This window comes from Rahnella sp. 1L-D-7-B-C2 (assembly GCF_057290995.1).
The window spans coordinates 355,689-373,346 of record NZ_JBXAVQ010000004.1; the positions used below are offsets into that span (position 1 = coordinate 355,689).

A 17,658-nucleotide genomic window follows, 5' to 3' on the forward strand; every position below is an offset into this window, starting at 1 on the left:
GTTCTCCATAAAGGTGATGCTGGCAGGCGTGCCGCGGTCTTTTCTGTGGTCGAAGACCTGGCGTCCACGCTGCGCATAATTAAGCCTATTGTTACCATATTTATTCGAGAAGTGACAGGCGACGACCGGTTATTTCAACTGCCCGTAATAGGCATTTTTGCCGTGTTTTCGCAGGTAATGTTTGTCCATCAGCACGGACTGCATCGGGCTGAGAGCGGGTGTCAGCTGGCGCGAGAAAATTCCCATATAGGCACATTCCTCCAGCACCACGGCGTTGTGTACGGCGTCGGCAGCGCTTTTCCCCCACGCGAAAGGCCCGTGTGAATGCACCAGCACCGCCGGGATCTGCATGGCATCCAATTCCCGACGCGCAAAGGTTTCGATGATGACGTTGCCGGTTTCCAGTTCGTACGCGCCGTTGATTTCCGCCTCGGTCATCGGGCGGGTGCAGGGAATGTCGCCGTAGAAATAATCCGCGTGCGTGGTGCCCCATGCCGGTAAATCTAAACCCGCCTGTGACCAGATGGTCGCGTGGCGGGAATGCGTATGCACAATGCCGCCGATGCCGGGGAATTGCCGGTACAGTGCCAGATGTGTGGCGGTATCCGACGAGGGATTTTTGCTGCCTTCAACGCGCTTGCCGGTGTGCAGATCCACCACCACCATATCGTCAGCGGTCATTGCGGTGTAATCGACGCCCGAGGGTTTGATCACCACCAGATCTTTTTCACGGTCGATGGCGCTGACGTTGCCCCAGGTAAACGTCACCAGATGATGGGCGGGCAGCGCAAGATTGGCGGCCAGCACCTGTTGTTTCAGCTCTTCTAACATGTAAATGCTCCTTCCTGCATTTTGGCTTCGATCCACTGACGCGCTTTGATGATTTCCAGCACCGGCTCGGCGGCGTTTTCCGTCCACATTTCGATCAGGAAGGCGCCGCGATAATTCAGCGTCGCCAGCGTGCGGAAGAATCCGGTGAAATCAACGCAGCCTTCGCCGAACGGCACATCGCGGAACTGCCCTTGCGAAGTGGCGGTGACCGGATAGGTATCTTTGAGATGAATAGCCGCGATGCGATCAATGCCGAGCGCCAGCTCCGTCGCCACATCGTTGCCCCACGCGCTGAGGTTGCCGATATCCGGATAAACGCTGAACCACGGTGAATTCAGGCGGGTGTCCCACGCTTTCCACTTGGTTATCGAGTTCATAAATTCGGTATCCATGATCTCCACCGCCAGCGTCACCTGTGCGGCGGCGGCCTGTTCCACCGCCCACGCCAGCCCTTCGGCGAACCGTTCACGGGTGCCCGGATCGGACGCTTCGTAATAAACGTCGTAACCGGCTAACTGCACGGTGCGAATGCCTAAATCCCGCGCCAGTTTGATCGCCTTAAGCATGATTTCCCGCGCGCGTAGGCGAACGCTTTCCTCGTGGCTGCCGAACGGAAAACGCCGGTGGGCGGAGAGACACATCGAGGGGATCGCTACGCCAATTTCCATCATCGCTTCGACCAGCGCCACGCGCTGCGTGATGCTCCAGTCGAGGCGTGACAGGCGTTTGTCGGTTTCATCAACCGACATTTCGACAAAATCAAAACCGCAGCTTTTCGCCAGCGCCAGCCTTTCCGGCCAGCTCAGGTGTTTTGGCAGCGCTTTTTCGTAGATGCCCAGCGGATGCTTTCTCATGCGGTCGCCCCCCAGATGGCGTTGATTTGCTGATGAAATGCTTGCGCGACCTGCGCGGGCTGTGCCGCATCGGACAGCGCACGTCCGGCGATAAACGCCTGCACGTCGATGTCGCGAAACAGTGGCAGATCGGCGGGGGTGATGCCGCCGGTCACCGACAGCCGCAGACCGATATCGGACAGCTGTTTCATACGATCCAGATCTGCTTGCCCCCAGGTTTGTCCGCTGGCCTGTGCATCGCGGCCACGGTGATAAATCGCCTGACGGATCCCGGCGGCGTACCAGTCGCGGGCATCCCGCATCGTCCAGTTGCCAAACAGCTCGATCTGGATTTCGCCCTGATACGTGGTGGCGATGTCGTGGGCTTTGATGACGGTGGCCAGCGGCGCAGCGCAGATGACCGTCATCCAGTTGGCACCCGCTTTGAATGCCTCCTGTGCCAGCGTTTCCCCGGCATCGGCGACTTTCAGATCCGCCACCAGAATTTTCGCCGGGCAAAGTGCCCGCAGCGTTTGCACCGCCTGTAATCCTTCGCACAGGCACAAAATGGTGCCTGCTTCGATGATATCCACATGATTTTTCAACGCTTTAGCTGTGTGCAGCGCCGCCGTCAGATCAGTGTGATCCAGCGCCAGCTGGAGAAGAGGTTTAGTCATGAGCAGGGCTTCCTTGTGGTTCCGCCGTCGCGCAGCGGGCGTGGTAAGCCCCCAGTGCGTCAATCAGGAACTGGTAACGTTGTAATTTTTTCTGATAAACCGCGTGCGCGGTGGCGTCTGGCTCCAGCCGTTTCACCTCATAACGCAGATGTTGCTGAGCCTGTGAAAACGTCGGGTAAATCCCCGCGCCGACCATCGCCGCCAGCGCAGCGCCCAGACAGCCGGTTTCTTCGATCTGCGGCAGTTCCACCGGCATGCCGCTGACGTCGGCGAGCATTTGCATCCACACGGCTGAACGCGTCGGGCCGCCGGTGACGCGCAGGGTATGTGCCCGCGGAAAGCGCTGGCGCATGCGATTGAGATGGGTCATGTGGCTGAACACCACGCCTTCGTACACCGCCTGCCACAGATGCTCACGCTGGTGCAGCGATTGCAGGCCATAGAATCCGGCGGTCATTTCCGCGCCCTGATTGCTGCCGTAAAGGAAGGGCAGGAATAAGATATCGGTGCCCGCTTTCGGCAGGGCGCCCGCGGCGCGGTTGATCTCTTCAAACGGTACGTCGCCCGCTTGCCGGTTCAGCCATTCGAGATTGGCGGAAGAGGTCGGGCTGGCTTCGTGGATCAGATAACCTTCGCCGCCTGCGTAACGGCCATACACGTAAGGATGATTCTCGTGCGTGGCGATTTGCGGCGAAATCCCGCTGGTCACCGCCCAGGTACCCATCACCGCGTTGAGGGTGAATTCATCCTGAAGACCGGCACACAGCGCGGTAGAGACCACGTCGAACAGGCCGCCAACCACCGGCGTTCCGGCGGCGAGCCCGGTCAACGCCGCGACGCTTTGCGTCACTGTGCCGCAGATTTGTGCAGAGCCGACCACCGGTGGCAGCGCCGCGCTGATTTCGCCGATGCCCAGCATTTCCGCCAGCTCCGGCACATAGCCACCGCGCGCCATGTGATACAGATTGGATTCGGAAATGTTGGTTTCTTCGCAGCCGCGCTCGCCGGTCAGGCAATAACGCAGATAGTCGTGCGCCATCATCACCGTGCCGATTTGCTGATAGCGCTCAGGCTGATGGAGCTTTATCCAGCGCAGTAACGTCACCGGGTGCCCTGCCCACAGCGCCTGTCGGGTCAGCGGGTAAATGTGCTCGTGCAACCCGTCGCGCTGCCAGGCGTCGATCACATCCCCGGCGCGGCGGTCGGAAGACAACATGCCGCGCCCGAGCGGGTGGCCGGATTTGTCGAGTAAAAACAATCCCTTGCCTTGTGCTGATATGCCAATACCTTTCACCTGCTGGCCGCTGACGTTTTGCTGGTACAGCAGCGTCGCGATGCAGCTGCTGCACGATTTCCACAGCGCAGGCATATCACGCTCCGCCCAACCGGGATGATCACTCAGCACCGGCAGAGGCTGGCGGCTGACGCCTGCCTCCTGACCCGTCCGGTCGTATAATCCCGCTTTGAGATAGGTGCCGCCGCAGTCGATGCCTAACCAGTATTCCTCTGAGGACGTTTTCATGGTGATCCCTCAGGCTGCCGACGTGCGGCCGCCGGGCAGTTTGGTAGTAGATTGCGCCGGGACGTCGCAGCGTGCAGGCAGCAGCAGTGCCATCAGCGCGGCCAGCGTCAGGGAGATCGCCAGACAGTAAACGCCCGCGTCCTTGCTGTAGAAGGTGATCAACAGGCCGACGGCGTAGGGGCCGCAAAAGCCGCCGAGATTACCGAGGGCGTTGATCACACCGCGCGCACCACCGGCCATTTCCGCGCTGAACAGCTTGGCGGGAATCGTCCAGAACACACCGGCGGCGGATTGCAGGAAGAACCCGCAGCCGACCAGCGCCGCGTAGGACACCCAGATGTAATTTTTCAGCATCACCGAGAGGAACATGCAGGCGGCGAAACCGAGCAGCGGCAGAAAGACGAACAGTTTGCGTTTGCCGGTGCGATCCGACAGGGTTGAGAACAGCAACATTCCGGCGACCGCGCCGATGTAGGGCAGAATGGCGAGCACGCCGACCTGTCCCATCGTTGAGTGCGTCAGCTCTTTCAGGATGGTTGGCAGCCACAGGGTGTAGCCGTAAATACCGGTCTGATAGAAGAAGTTGAGGGCGATCAGTTGCCACATGGTTTTGTTGGCCAGTACCGCGCTAAGTGAGGCATTTCTGACTTCTTTCCCGGCGATGGCTTTCTGTTCGGCGGCCAGCGTAGATATCAGCCAGTTTTTCTCTTCCGGCGAGATCCATCGCGCTTCCTGTGGGCGGTCGCAGACGGTTAGCATCCACATCACCAGCACCACGGCGGAGAGCAGCCCTTCAATAATGAACAGCCAGCGCCAGTCCAGCGCACTGATGATCAGGCCGGACAGCGGGGCGGTGATGATCCCGGCGATCGGCACGAACATGATCACAATGGCGTTGGCTCTGCCGCGTTCAGCGTCCGGGAACCAGTTGCTGATCATGGTCAGCACCACCGGCAACATGCCGCCTTCCGCCACGCCCAGCGCGAAGCGCAGGAACAGCAGCTGGTACTGATTTACCACCAGACCGGTGAGAATCGAGATAATCACCCACGCCACCAGCGACCAGCCGATAAATTTCTTACCGCTGCCGTGCACCGCGATTTTCCCACCGGGCACTTGCAGGAATAAATAACCGATGAAAAATATCCCGCCTGCCAGACCGGCCATCGACGCAGTAATACCTAAATCCGCATCCATACCGCCCGGCATGGCAAAGGCGATATTTACCCTGTCCATATAAGAAATAATACAGGCGATAAGAATGGGCGGAATTATTCTCAGCCAGCGTTGTTTGGGTATTTCTTTTACTGAGGCATTGTTTTGTAGTGTGTCAGAGTATTTGTTCATCACTGATTACCTTAATCATGAGTTGCGCAGTCGTCTTACAGACGAGCGGGTTTCCCCTCAGATAAAAAGGGTGGTGTAGAAAAATAAAAGAATGACTGTTTTATGATTGTTATTTTTTATTGATCGCCATATTCATGGCCTGGATCCCATCCTGTAAAATAGCAATGCGATGATCGACGCTGGCGTCCTTATTCATTTCCAGTAATTTAATGCCGGCAAAGCTTAACGTTTCCAACGGAGCGTGGCGGAACATCTCAGCGGCAAGATCTACGGTCATCAGGCTTTCCGGGCACGCCACTTCACTACCGGTGAAAGGTGCGAAAGGCGCGTGCACATCCTGCCATTCGCCGTAAGCACCGCCGGTCGCGGTGCCGGAGAACATCAGCGCGCTGAGTGCCCCGGCCTGCTGGCAGGCTTGCAGATGTTCAAGCGGTAACGCGGTATTGCGGCCTTCAATCGCAGACCGCGCCCAGTTGATGCACATCCCGACGCTTTTACCGCTCTGCGCTTTTGCCTCGCTGATGGCGGCCAGTTCGCTCTCCAGCGGCAGAAAACCTTTGCGCACGTCGGGCTTATCCAGCGCATCGCAATGCTCGAGGATCAGCTCGCACGGCCAGTCCCAGCTGAGAATGTCCTGAAGCGACTCGGTGAAACAGTGCGTGGCGAGCTCAATATTTTGCGTCCCTGCCAGCGGCGCAGACTGCAATTCCACGGCCAGAATTCTCTTTCTGCCAGCGGCATCATTGGCGCTGCTGACTTTCTCAAAAATGTGGCGATAGAAGCTGATGCAGGCGCGACGCAGCTGCGGATCCTCCGAGGCCAGCCCGAAGCCCGGCTGTGAACCGCGACGGCGCATGGTTTCCATCACGCCGGTGATCACGATGTCCCAGGCCTGCGGCAAATGTTTAAATAAATACGCGTCACCTGACGGATGTAAATCCTCCAGGCAAGGTTGTTCTATTCCGCGAATATCAGGAAGATCGGTGAGTTTCCTCCAGAATTCCGTTTCTTTATTTTCAGGGTGCTGATGAAATGAGGGCGCGCAAGGATAAGCGCCGACAATAAAGCCCGCGTGCTTTGTCATAATTAATTTCCCTAATGAAGAGTAATTCTCTTACGTGTGTTAATTAACCGAGCGATTCCATCTTAACTTTCACCACCACTTTTCGGATTTGGCTGACGTCATTATAAATACAGGCAGGGCGATGAACATCCTGCGGGAAAAATATGGCGTAAGAACCGGGCTTCATAATGATTTCGGATTCATTTTCCATCTGGTGATAAAAAATAATGTCACGCTCTTCCAGTAATGACTGTGATATTTCATTGGATCCGCAATCGGCTGCCACGCCAATAATTTCTTCACCCGACGCTAAAAATTGAATATCAATATAACGGCGGTGAACTTCCGGTGGGTTTTCCGCTTTCGGTTTAGTGGTTAAATCCAAAATCTGCGCGTAAATATCTCTGCCTTCAATCTCCACAACGCCGGTTTCAAGCTGCTGAAAATTGGTCGTGCGCAAAAAATTAAGCGCCTTCTCAATAGCCGCCGGAAATGTGCAGGGATTCGGATTGCTGATATGTCCAAATATCATGTGCTATCTCCTTATAATTCCTGGATTTTCGCCCAGATGCTGTCGTCTATGGTGATGCCGTTGCGACGGTTTTCGTCCAGCAGGCGTGTAAATTCATGGCCGGGCAGGCGAACCGCGACGTCCGGATTGTTGCGCTCAGCGCTGGTGACGTAATCCATGATGCGTTGTAGTTTTGCATCGCGGGTTGCGCCGTCAATCAGGCGGTCGACTTCGATCGCGATGAAAATCTGCGAGATGCCGTATTCGTCCGAGTTGTCCTCGGTGACTTCTGCAACAGACGCGCCGTCGGAGAGCAGGGTGGCGATCATGTCCAGTACGATGGATAAGCCTGATCCTTTCCAGTAGCCCATTGGCAGAATGCGACGATTTTTTTCGATCACGCCGGGTTCGCGGGTCAGTTCGCCATTATCGTCAAAGCCGCCGTCCACCGGCAGTTCGCGCCCAGCCAGACGGTTAACCTCCAGCATGCCGTAGGAGAACATCGACATCGACATATCAACCATGGTGATCGGCGAACCAGGGATGGCGACGATCAGCGGGTTGGTGCCTATACGACACTCTTTTGCACCCCACGGCGGCATGACTGCGATGGAGTTGGTCCAGCAAATCCCGATATAGCCTTTCTCCGCCGCCTGCCAGCCGTAGCTGCCGCCGCGCATCCAGTGGTTGGCATTGCGCACCGCAATCAGCCCGATGCCGTGATCGGACGCCAGCGAAATGGCGCGATCCATCATTTTTTTGGCGGTCAGATTGCCTATCGACCTTTGGGCATCCCACTGTTCGATAGCCCCCAGTGACAGGATCTTTTTCGCGATCGCATCCGGGTGAATATCGCCTTGATCCAGCTGCTGAATAAAACGCGGGAAGCGGTTTACGCCGTGGGAATAAACGCCGGATTCGGTAGTTTGCGCGAACATTGTGGCGCATTCAGCGGCCATTTCGGGTTTCACGTGTCGGGCTAACAGCACCCGTTCGAACTCCGTTTTCAGCTCATCAAAACTCAGTTTCATGCCTTTCTCCGCAACAGTTGTTAAATTTTTTGAGTGTTTTTAGATCTCTATATTTCACTATGTGGAATCTAATTTCAAAAATCTACTCTTGTGTTGTTTATAAAACAATCCATACGGTGATTTTAAAAATGCTTTTAAATCATCAATATAAAAAGCAGATCTCAGGATCGTGACGGAAGGCACGTTTTCAGGTGGGCAAAAAGCCAGGGAGGGAACAGGAGTTACTTCGCGCGTGAAGGGACTTTGCGCTACCATCGTTGAAGCATCGGCATAACAGGAAGTCATCGGGTAATGAAAGACATAGAGAATGAGCAAGCAAAGGATAAACCGGCGGGAAGTCAGAGTTTGTTTCGCGGGCTGCAACTGATCGAGATCCTCAGCAATTACCCGAACGGGTGCCCGCTGGCGCACCTTTCCGAACTCGCAGAGCTGAACAAAAGTACAGTTCACCGGCTACTTCAGGGGTTGCAATCCTGCGGATATGTCACTGCCGCACCTGCGGCGGGCAGCTATCGTTTAACCACCAAGTTTATTTCCGTCGGACAGAAATCCCTGTCCTCGCTCAATATCATCCACGTCGCCGCGCCGCATCTGGAAGCGCTGAACCTCGCGACCGGCGAGACGGTGAATTTTTCCAGCCGGGAAGACGATCACGCCATCCTGATTTATAAACTGGAACCGACCACCGGCATGCTGCGCACCCGCGCCTACATCGGCCAGCATATGCCGCTGCATTGTTCGGCGATGGGCAAAATCTACATGGCCTACGGACACCCGGATTACGTGCCCGCATATTGGGAAAGCCACCGCGAGCAAATCCAGCCGCTGACCCGCAATACGATTGTTGACCTCAAACATATGAATCAGGAGCTGGCACGGATCCGCGAACAGGGTCTGGCGATGGACCGCGAAGAGAACGAACTCGGGGTCTCCTGCCTGGCGGTGCCGGTGTTTGATATCCACAACCGCGTCACATACGCCGTCTCGATTTCCCTCTCAACCGCCAAACTCGGCGTGATTGGCGAAGACGCGTTACTGAAACCTCTGAAAGACACCGCCGTGGCGATCTCGGGAGAATTGGGGTTGAAGGTGGGGTGAGGGGGGATGGCAGATAAAAAATCCCCGGCGAAAGGCCAGGGATCTCTGTATGGGCAGAAAGCGAAAACTACCCCTTAACCGTCTTCAGAGCTGCTACGCAGCGATCGACCACGCCGTCGAACTTGTGATCGATATTGACGCGTAAGACATCAGGTTCGTCTTCACCCGGTTCTTCGAGTGCCTCGAACTGGCTTCTCAGTAAATCGGTCGGCATGAAGTGCCCGGCGCGTGCTTTCAGGCGATCGGCGATCACGTCAAAACTGCCTTTCATGTAGATGAACACCATGCCTTCGTTGTCTTTACGCAGCGCGTCACGGTAGCGGCGTTTCAGGGCAGAACAGACAATGACGCCAGTTTCGTTTTTATGGCGCAGGCTGTAGGCCGCATCGTTTAAACGTAACAACCAGGGTGCACGATCGTCGTCGTTCAGTGGCGTGCCGCTGGCCATCTTTTGAATATTGGCGCGGGGATGAAGATCATCACCGTCGATGAATTTCGCGTTGATTTCACGGGCCAGTGCCGCGCCGACGGTGGATTTACCGCTGCCTGACACGCCCATCAGAATGATGCTTTGTCCTGCCATAAGTATGATCTCTATCCCAAAATGAAAATTTTGACTGTGTAGTGAGTCCTAATATTAGCATGTTACCGGTATCATGATACCGGTAACAAATGGAGATGTGACTAATATCACAAAGGAATGCACTGCTGTTTTAGCGGTCGCGGTCTGTACCCGTTGCACTGTTAATTCCTACAACATGTTGAAAATTAAAAACAATGCGTCGCTCATTGGATTACTGCACCAGAGCGACAGCATGAGGGGAAGAATATGCCACTAATTATTGTAGCGGTGGGCGTCGCACTGCTCTTATTACTGATGATTCGGTTCAAGCTCAACGGCTTCATCGCACTGATTCTGGTCGCGCTGGCGGTGGGTATCATGCAAGGCATGCCGGTCGATAAAGTCATTACCTCCATTAAAAATGGGGTCGGCGGTACGTTAGGTAGTCTGGCGCTGATCATGGGCTTTGGGGCCATGCTCGGTAAAATGCTGGCCGACTGCGGGGGTGCACAACGGATTGCCACCACGCTTATCGAGAAGTTTGGTCGTGAACACATTCAGTGGGCGATCGTGCTGACCGGTTTTATCGTCGGTTTTGCGCTGTTCTACGAAGTGGGCTTCGTTCTCATGCTGCCGCTGGTGTTTACCGTAGCAGCAGCTGCACGACTGCCGCTGCTGTATGTCGGCGTACCGATGGCCGCCGCGTTATCCGTCACCCACGGTTTCCTGCCCCCGCATCCGGGGCCGACGGCGATTGCAACGATCTTCCACGCGGATATGGGCAAAACGCTGTTGTACGGTTCGCTGCTGGCGGTGCCGACGGTGATTCTGGCCGGGCCGGTGTATGCGCGTTTCCTGAAAGGGATCGACAAACCGGTGCCGGAAGGCCTGTTCAATCCGAAAACCTTTACTGAAGCCGAAATGCCAAGCTTTGGCGTCAGCGTCGCGACGTCTCTGGTACCGGTCATTCTGATGGCGTTCCGCGCCGTCTGCGAAATGATCCTGCCGAAGGGCCATCCCGTGCTGGCATACGCTGAATTCTTCGGCGACCCGGTGATGGCAACGCTGATTGCAGTGCTCATCGCTATCTTCACCTTCGGCCTGAACCGTGGACGTAAGATGGAAGACGTGATGGCGACGGTCAGCGATTCCATCAAAATCATTGCAATGATGCTGCTGATTATCGGCGGTGGCGGTGCGTTCAAACAGGTGCTGGTCGACAGTGGAATCGAGAAATATATCGCCGCAATGATGGACGGCAGTACCTTGTCGCCAATCCTGCTGGCGTGGTCCATCGCTGCGGTTCTGCGTATTGCGCTGGGTTCTGCCACGGTGGCAGCGATTACGGCAGGCGGTATCGCCGCGCCTTTGATCGCGACTACCGGTGTCAGCCCTGAGCTGATGGTGATCGCCGTCGGTTCCGGCAGCGTGATTTTCTCGCACGTCAACGATCCGGGCTTCTGGTTGTTCAAGGAATATTTCAACCTGAGCATCGTCGAAACCTTCAAATCCTGGTCCGTGCTGGAAACCATTATTTCCCTCTGCGGCCTCGGCGGATGTTTGTTGCTGTCGATGGTGGTGTGACGGGAAAACGACAGTAATAAAAAAGGCGAGCCAACCGGTTCGCCTTTTTCGTTTCTGACATCTGCTAAATTTTCAAATACGCCCTGATCCCGTCGAGGAACATTTGGGTCGACAGCATGACCAGAATCAGGCCCATCAGGCGTTCGAGGGCGCTGACGCCTTTGTCGCCGAGCAGACGCAGAAACAGGTTCGACAGCAGCAGGATCGCCATCGACAGGCCCCAGGCGATAAACAATGCCAGCGTCAGGTGGCTCATCTGGTTCGGATACTGATGCGACAGCAGCATCAGCGTGGCGAGAATCGACGGACCGGCAACCAGCGGGATGGCCATCGGCACGAGAAAAGGTTCTTCACCGGCGGACAAACCCGTGCTGCTTTTTTCTTCGGACGGGAAAATCATTTTGATGGCAATCAGAAACAGAATGATGCCGCCGGAAATCGAGACGGTTTCAGTGCGCAGATTCAGGAACGACAGGATTTTTTCCCCGGCGAACAGGAAGATCAGCATCAGCAGCAGGGCAATCAGCATTTCGCGGATCAGCACCACGCGACGGCGTTTCGGGTCGAGATGTTTTAAGACCGACATGAAAATCGGTAAATTGCCCAGCGGATCCATAATTAAAAACAGCAAGATGGTTGCTGAAATCATTTCGGTCATGACTACCTCAGAATGATAAAACGCCTGTTATAAGTTGTGCTGCTATTAAACGCTGCACTATTGATTAAATTCACTTGCCACTTCTAGTACATTTTGTAAGGTGGTAGACCAGCGCGGAAACAGAGCATGGCGCATCATAAAAAGGCGCCAACTTAGTGCAAACGCGTGTTCAAGCAGTTTTACACAGCTATCACCCTCAGGGCAGGACAGTCATTATGAAAAATGTAGGTTTCGTTGGTTGGCGCGGGATGGTCGGTTCTGTACTCATGCAACGCATGATTGAAGAACGCGATTTCGACGCTATCCGTCCGGTATTCTTCTCCACCTCTCAGCATGGTCAGGCCGCTCCGGATTTTACGGGGCAGACTGGCACCTTACAGGATGCTTATGATCTGGACGCATTGAGTGCGCTGGACATTATCATCACCTGCCAGGGCGGCGATTATACCAATGAAATCTATCCGAAGCTGCGTGAAATCGGTTGGTCAGGCTACTGGATCGACGCAGCATCTTCTCTGAGAATGAAGGATGACGCGATAATCATCCTCGACCCGGTTAACAGCGCAGTGATCCATCAGGGCATCGATAAAGGTATCAAAACCTTTGTTGGCGGTAACTGTACCGTCAGCCTGATGCTGATGTCTCTCGGTGGCCTGTTCGCTAACGACCTGATCGAGTGGGCGTCGGTTGCGACTTATCAGGCGGCTTCCGGCGGCGGCGCGCGTCACATGCGCGAACTGCTGACACAAATGGGCATGCTACACAACAGCGTGGCGAAGGAGCTGGAAAATCCGGCGTCGGCCATCCTGGATATCGAACGTAAAGTCACCGCGCTGACCCGCAGTGGCACGTTGCCAACCGATAACTTCGGCGTGCCGCTGGCAGGTGGTCTGATCCCGTGGATCGACAAGCAGCTCGATAACGGCCAGACCAAAGAAGAGTGGAAAGGTCAGGCGGAAACCAACAAAATTCTCGGTACCTCAAGCATCATTCCGGTAGACGGTCTGTGTGTGCGTATCGGCGCGTTGCGCTGTCATAGCCAGGCGTTCACCCTGAAACTGAAAAAAGACGTGTCGATCCCTGAAATTGAACAAATGCTGGCGACGCACAACGACTGGGTTCGCGTGATCCCGAACGACCGTGAACTGTCGATGCGCGAACTGACGCCGGCCGCAGTGACCGGCACTATGAACACGCCGGTTGGGCGTCTGCGTAAGCTAAATATGGGCCCGCAATATCTGTCTGCGTTCACCGTCGGTGACCAACTGCTGTGGGGCGCAGCAGAGCCTTTACGCCGTATGTTGCGTATTCTTCTCTAACCCGCCTGTTTACGGACAACGGCGCCGTTTTCAGCTCAACGGGACACCAGCACGGTGTCCCGTTTTTGTTTCTGTCATCAATCACTTTACCGTTTATCTGCATTTTGCCAGCGCATCTCTCTGTATTTCATTTTGAGATAAATTCCTCGGTTTCTTCCCGCTGATTTCTTCAACCTTTGTCTATGCTTAGTAGAAGAGCCAAGCCTCTTTGAGAAGCTGAAACTGAGACTTATTTAGAAAATGTGAGCACGGGCGCAATCGCGCACTTTTTAGCAAAACTGAAACCGGACGAGATCACAAAGCAACGATAAAAAGGGGAGCACACTGGGATCACGTTTCGTATTGAGTACCTGAATGATTTTATTGGATTTATTGATTTAATTAATCATAGGACGAAATTCATGTCTGTACTTCCCGATCAGCACGTCATTAATCAAATTATATCGGGTCACTACGCTGATCCTTTTTCTCTGCTGGGGATGCACGCCGTCGCCGCCGGACTGGAAGTGCGCGCACTGCTGCCGGATGCCGATCAGGTCTGGGTGATTGATGCGGAGAAAGGTAAAAGAGTTATCGAACTGCGACGCACTGACGATCGCGGTTTTTTTGTCGGCCTGATGCCGCGTCGTAAGAATTTCTTTCGTTATCAGCTGGAAGTGCGCTGGGGCGAAAACCTCCATGTGATTGACGATGCTTACCGTTTCGGCACGCTGTTACAGGAGCTGGACATCTGGCTCCTGTCCGAAGGCACGCACCTGCGGCCTTACGAAAAACTGGGCGCGCATCTGCAAACGCTCGATAACGTCGCGGGCGTCAGTTTTGCGGTCTGGGCACCCAACGCCCAGCGCATTTCGGTTGTCGGCGAGTTCAACTTCTGGGATGGCCGCCGCCACCCGATGCGTCAGCGCCGCGAAAACGGGATCTGGGAATTGTTCATCCCGGCGGTGAGCGAAGGTCAGCTGTATAAATTCGAAATTATCGACTGTCACGGTAATGTGAGCCTGCGCGCTGATCCGTATGCGTTTGAAGCGCAGATGCGCCCGGAAACGGCGTCCTGCGTCCGCAAGCTGCCGGATATTGTGCCGTTTTCAGAAACGCGCAAGAAAGCCAATGCGCTGAATCAGCCGGTATCGGTATACGAAGTACATCTGGGATCCTGGCGTCGCCATACTGACGATAACTTCTGGCTGAGCTACGGCGAACTTGCGGAGCAGCTGGTGTCCTACGCCAAATGGATGGGCTTCACCCATATCGAACTGATGCCGGTGAACGAGCACCCGTTCGATGGCAGCTGGGGCTATCAGCCGCTCGGCATGTATGCGCCGACCCGCCGCTTCGGCACGCCGCAAGATTTTAAAGCGCTGGTGGAAGCCGCGCACAACGCCGGGCTGAATGTGATCCTCGATTGGGTGCCTGGGCATTTCCCCAGCGATTCCCACGGTCTGGCGGAATTCGACGGCACCGCGCTGTACGAATATGCCGATCCGCGCGAAGGTTATCATCAGGACTGGAACACCCTGATTTATAACTATGGTCGCCACGAAGTGCGCAACTATCTGGCGGGAAATGGTTTTTACTGGATCGAGCGGTTCGGGATTGATGGCCTGCGCGTCGATGCCGTCGCCTCAATGATTTACCGTGATTACAGCCGTAAAGCCGGAGAGTGGATCCCCAACTATTACGGCGGCCGCGAAAATCTCGAAGCCATCGCTTTCCTGAAATACACCAACCAGACCATTGGTCGCGAGCTTGGTGGCGCGGTGACGCTGGCAGAAGAGTCCACCGACTATCCGGGCGTTACTATGCCGCCTGATGCCAACGGGCTGGGCTTCCACTACAAGTGGAATATGGGCTGGATGAATGACTCGCTCAAATACATGCAGCTCGATCCGGTTCATCGCAAATATCACCACAATCTTATGACGTTCGGCGTGCTTTACGCCTACAGCGAGAACTTCATTTTGCCGCTGTCGCACGATGAAGTTGTCCACGGTAAAAAATCCCTGATCGACAAAATGCCCGGCGACGCCTGGCAGAAGTTTGCCAACCTGCGCGCTTATTACGGCTTTATGTGGGCGCATCCGGGGAAAAAACTGCTGTTCATGGGCTGCGAATTTGCACAGGGGCGCGAGTGGAATTTCAACGCCAGCCTCGACTGGCATCTGCTTGATGATCCGAACAGCTGGCACGCCGGCGTGCAGCATCTGGTGCGCGATCTCAACCATACGTATCGCGACAACGCGCCGCTGTACGAGCTGGATTTCAATCCGCGCGGTTTTGAATGGCTGGTGGTCGACGATCACGCCAACTCGATTTTCGCCTTCGCACGCCGCGACGAAAACGCCGGTGAGGTGATTGTCATCAGCAACTTCACACCGGTGCCGCGCTACGACTATCGCATTGGCATCAGCCGCCCGGGCGTGTACCGCGAAATTCTTAATACCGATTCGCACTTCTACCACGGCAGCAACGTTGGCAACGCCGGTGCGGTTCACAGTGAAAATATCAGTCAGCATCAGCGTGAACATTCGATAAGCGTAACCATCCCGCCACTGGCGACGGTCTATTTGCGCAGGGAGCCGTAATGAAGCAGCTTGAGCCCGGTCAGTCCGCACCCTTTGGTGCGCATCTCAGAGATAACGGCGTTAATTTTTGCCTGTACTCCGCACATGCGGAAAAAGTGGAGTTATGTCTGTTTGATGAGAACGGGAGCGAGCAGCATCTGCCGCTGACTGCACGCACCGGCAATCTGTGGCACGGATTTTTGCCGGGAGCCAAAGCCGGACAGCGTTATGGTTATCGGGTTTACGGGCCGTTCGATCCGAAAAACGGCCATCGTTTTAATCCGAAAAAAGTGCTGATCGACCCCAGTGCGCGGGCGATTGACGGCGTACTGCTCGACAACGCGCGTTTTACCGGCGGCGTCGATGCGCCGGATGATCGCGACAGCGCGGTCGTCGCACCGAAGTCTGTGGTCGTAGCCGGGAAATTTGACTGGGAAGATGACAAACCGCCCGCCACGGCGTGGGGCGATACCGTAATTTACGAAGCGCACGTGCGCGGTCTGACCCGTCAGCATCCGCGTATTCCGGCGGCGCTGCGCGGCACTTACGCCGGGCTGGCACATCCGGTCATGCTCGAATATTTGCAGCATCTGGGCGTCACCGCCATTGAACTCTTACCGGTGCAACATCATGCCGACGAACCGCGCCTGCAACGCCTTGGCCTGACCAATTACTGGGGCTACAACGTGCTCGCGCCGTGCGCCATCGACCCGCGTTATGCCAGCGGCCTGGGCGGTGTGTCGGCGCTGAGCGAATTCAAATCGGCGGTGAAAGCTCTGCATCAGGCGGGGATCGAAGTGATCCTCGACGTGGTGTTTAACCACAGCGCTGAATTGGCTATCGACGGGCCGTTTATCTCGTTTCGCGGAATTGATAATGCCAGCTGGTACTGGCTGAACGAGGATGGTTCCGACAATAACATGACCGGCTGCGGCAATTCGCTGCGGCTGGTGGACGACGAGGTGGTCGCCTGGACGCTCGACTGCCTGCGCTATTGGGTGCGCGAATGTCACGTCGATGGATTTCGGTTTGATTTAGCGACGCTTCTGGGCAGAACGCCGGAGTTCACCGCGCAATCGCCGCTGTTCGAAGCCATTAAACAGGACGCCGTGCTGTCGCAGGTCAAGCTAATCGCTGAACCCTGGGATATCGGCACTGGGGGTTATCAGCTGGGGAATTTCCCGGCTCCGTTCGCTGAATGGAACGACGTGTGGCGCGACGAAATGCGTCAGTTCTGGCTGCACGGCGATATTTCGATCGGGCAATTTGCCGGCCGGATTGCGGCGTCAGCGGATAAGTTCGATCCGGCGCAGCGCGCGCCTTACGCCAGTATCAATATGCTCACCGCGCACGACGGCTTCACGCTGCGTGATGTCGTGAGTTTTAACCAGAAGCATAACCAGGCCAACGGCGAAGAAAACCGTGACGGCCATAACGAGAACTTCAGCCAAAACCACGGCGAGGAAGGGCTGGACGCATCTGCAGATGTCTTGCAGCAGCGTCGTCTCAGCCAGCGCGCGCTGCTGGCGACGCTGTTTTTGTCACAGGGCACGCCGATGTTGCTGGCCGGTGACGAGCACGGCAACAGCCAGTCAGGCAACAACAACGCCTACTGTCAGGACAATCCGCTGACCTGGCTCGACTGGGAAAATGCGGATGAAAGCCTGACGGCCTACGTTTGTGCGCTGATTGCATTGCGCCGGAAAATTCCGGCACTGACGCAAAACCGCAGGTGGCAGGACGACAGTGGCGATGTGCAATGGCTGAATCAACAGGGGCAACCGATGAGCGTCGGTGACTGGGAGCAGGGGCCGCAGCAGTGGCTGCAAATCCGCCTGTCCCAGCGCTGGCTTCTCATTGTGAATGCTTCTTTGCACGACGTTGACTTGCAACTGCCGGCGGGAAACTGGCAGCCGGTTGCGCCGTTCAACAGTGTGCTTTTTGACGAGGAACCCCGACGCGTCATGGAAGGCTCGCAATGGCGGGCAGCAGCGAAAACCCTCTGTGTCCTACAAGATTTCACTCCACAGAGCCGGTAACTATAAAAACGAAGGAGTC

At 55.7% G+C, this 17,658-nt stretch carries 15 protein-coding genes; 5 read left to right on the forward strand and 10 right to left on the reverse strand.

Features of this window, described 5'->3' with window-relative positions; translation table 11 throughout:
• Positions 1–129: 129 nt before the first annotated feature.
• The 8 genes from araD to yiaK form a co-directional block, all read right to left on the reverse strand.
• On the reverse strand, positions 130–831 hold the full coding sequence (gene araD / locus AC0Z7K_RS10060) for an L-ribulose-5-phosphate 4-epimerase (RefSeq protein ID WP_485614223.1): 702 nt from the start codon (positions 829–831) through the stop codon (positions 130–132).
• Positions 825–1,685 carry an L-ribulose-5-phosphate 3-epimerase gene (locus tag AC0Z7K_RS10065; RefSeq protein WP_485614224.1) on the reverse strand — a complete coding sequence of 287 codons (861 nt, stop codon included), beginning with the start codon at positions 1,683–1,685 and terminating at the stop codon, positions 825–827. The genes araD and AC0Z7K_RS10065 overlap by 7 nt, the downstream gene beginning before the upstream one ends.
• A complete protein-coding gene (ulaD, locus tag AC0Z7K_RS10070; RefSeq protein ID WP_485614225.1) occupies positions 1,682–2,341 on the reverse strand; it encodes a 3-keto-L-gulonate-6-phosphate decarboxylase UlaD in 660 nt (219 codons plus the stop codon). The genes AC0Z7K_RS10065 and ulaD overlap by 4 nt, the downstream gene beginning before the upstream one ends.
• Entirely contained in the window at positions 2,334–3,863 is a 1,530-nt protein-coding gene (locus AC0Z7K_RS10075; RefSeq protein ID WP_485614227.1) for an FGGY-family carbohydrate kinase, read from the reverse strand. Before AC0Z7K_RS10075 ends, ulaD begins: the two co-directional genes overlap by 8 nt.
• Positions 3,864–3,872: 9 nt before the next feature.
• Positions 3,873–5,210, reverse strand: a complete 1,338-nt coding sequence (locus tag AC0Z7K_RS10080) for an MFS transporter (protein WP_413530194.1) — start codon at positions 5,208–5,210, stop codon at positions 3,873–3,875.
• Positions 5,211–5,319: 109 nt separating this feature from the next.
• Positions 5,320–6,294, reverse strand: coding sequence for a DUF4862 family protein (locus AC0Z7K_RS10085; RefSeq protein ID WP_485614228.1), 975 nt, complete (start codon positions 6,292–6,294; stop codon positions 5,320–5,322).
• A 43-nt stretch (positions 6,295–6,337) separates the two neighbouring features.
• Positions 6,338–6,805 carry a NanQ anomerase/TabA/YiaL family protein gene (locus tag AC0Z7K_RS10090; protein WP_485614230.1) on the reverse strand — a complete coding sequence of 156 codons (468 nt, stop codon included), beginning with the start codon at positions 6,803–6,805 and terminating at the stop codon, positions 6,338–6,340.
• Between the two features lie 11 nt (positions 6,806–6,816).
• Positions 6,817–7,815 (reverse strand): 3-dehydro-L-gulonate 2-dehydrogenase, encoded by a 999-nt coding sequence (gene yiaK, locus AC0Z7K_RS10095; protein WP_485614232.1) that lies wholly within the window; start codon positions 7,813–7,815, stop codon positions 6,817–6,819.
• 291 nt (positions 7,816–8,106) lie between these two features.
• Here yiaK and AC0Z7K_RS10100 point away from each other — a divergent pair, with 291 nt between their 5' ends.
• Complete coding sequence (locus AC0Z7K_RS10100) at positions 8,107–8,913, forward strand: IclR family transcriptional regulator (RefSeq protein ID WP_413530198.1); 807 nt, start codon at positions 8,107–8,109, stop codon at positions 8,911–8,913.
• 67 nt (positions 8,914–8,980) lie between these two features.
• On the opposite strand, the gene AC0Z7K_RS10105 is transcribed toward AC0Z7K_RS10100, so the two are convergent.
• Positions 8,981–9,496, reverse strand: coding sequence for a gluconokinase (locus tag AC0Z7K_RS10105; RefSeq protein ID WP_413530202.1), 516 nt, complete (start codon positions 9,494–9,496; stop codon positions 8,981–8,983).
• A 246-nt stretch (positions 9,497–9,742) separates the two neighbouring features.
• Between AC0Z7K_RS10105 and gntT the strand changes: the two genes are divergently transcribed.
• Positions 9,743–11,059, forward strand: coding sequence for a gluconate transporter (gntT, locus tag AC0Z7K_RS10110; RefSeq protein WP_413530203.1), 1,317 nt, complete (start codon positions 9,743–9,745; stop codon positions 11,057–11,059).
• 64 nt (positions 11,060–11,123) lie between these two features.
• Here gntT and AC0Z7K_RS10115 read toward each other — a convergent pair whose 3' ends face one another.
• Positions 11,124–11,717 (reverse strand): YhgN family NAAT transporter, encoded by a 594-nt coding sequence (locus AC0Z7K_RS10115; protein ID WP_056775258.1) that lies wholly within the window; start codon positions 11,715–11,717, stop codon positions 11,124–11,126.
• A 215-nt stretch (positions 11,718–11,932) separates the two neighbouring features.
• On the opposite strand from AC0Z7K_RS10115, the gene asd reads away from it, so the two are divergent.
• The 3 genes from asd to glgX all read left to right on the forward strand — a co-directional run bounded on the left by asd (position 11,933) and on the right by glgX (position 17,639).
• A complete protein-coding gene (gene asd / locus AC0Z7K_RS10120) occupies positions 11,933–13,036 on the forward strand; it encodes an aspartate-semialdehyde dehydrogenase (RefSeq protein ID WP_112167592.1) in 1,104 nt (367 codons plus the stop codon).
• 401 nt (positions 13,037–13,437) lie between these two features.
• Positions 13,438–15,621: a 1,4-alpha-glucan branching enzyme gene (glgB, locus tag AC0Z7K_RS10125; protein ID WP_485614234.1), complete on the forward strand. Its 2,184-nt coding sequence runs from the start codon at positions 13,438–13,440 to the stop codon at positions 15,619–15,621.
• Complete coding sequence (gene glgX / locus AC0Z7K_RS10130) at positions 15,621–17,639, forward strand: glycogen debranching protein GlgX (protein WP_485614235.1); 2,019 nt, start codon at positions 15,621–15,623, stop codon at positions 17,637–17,639. Before glgB ends, glgX begins: the two co-directional genes overlap by 1 nt.
• The last annotated feature ends 19 nt before the right edge of the window (positions 17,640–17,658 follow it).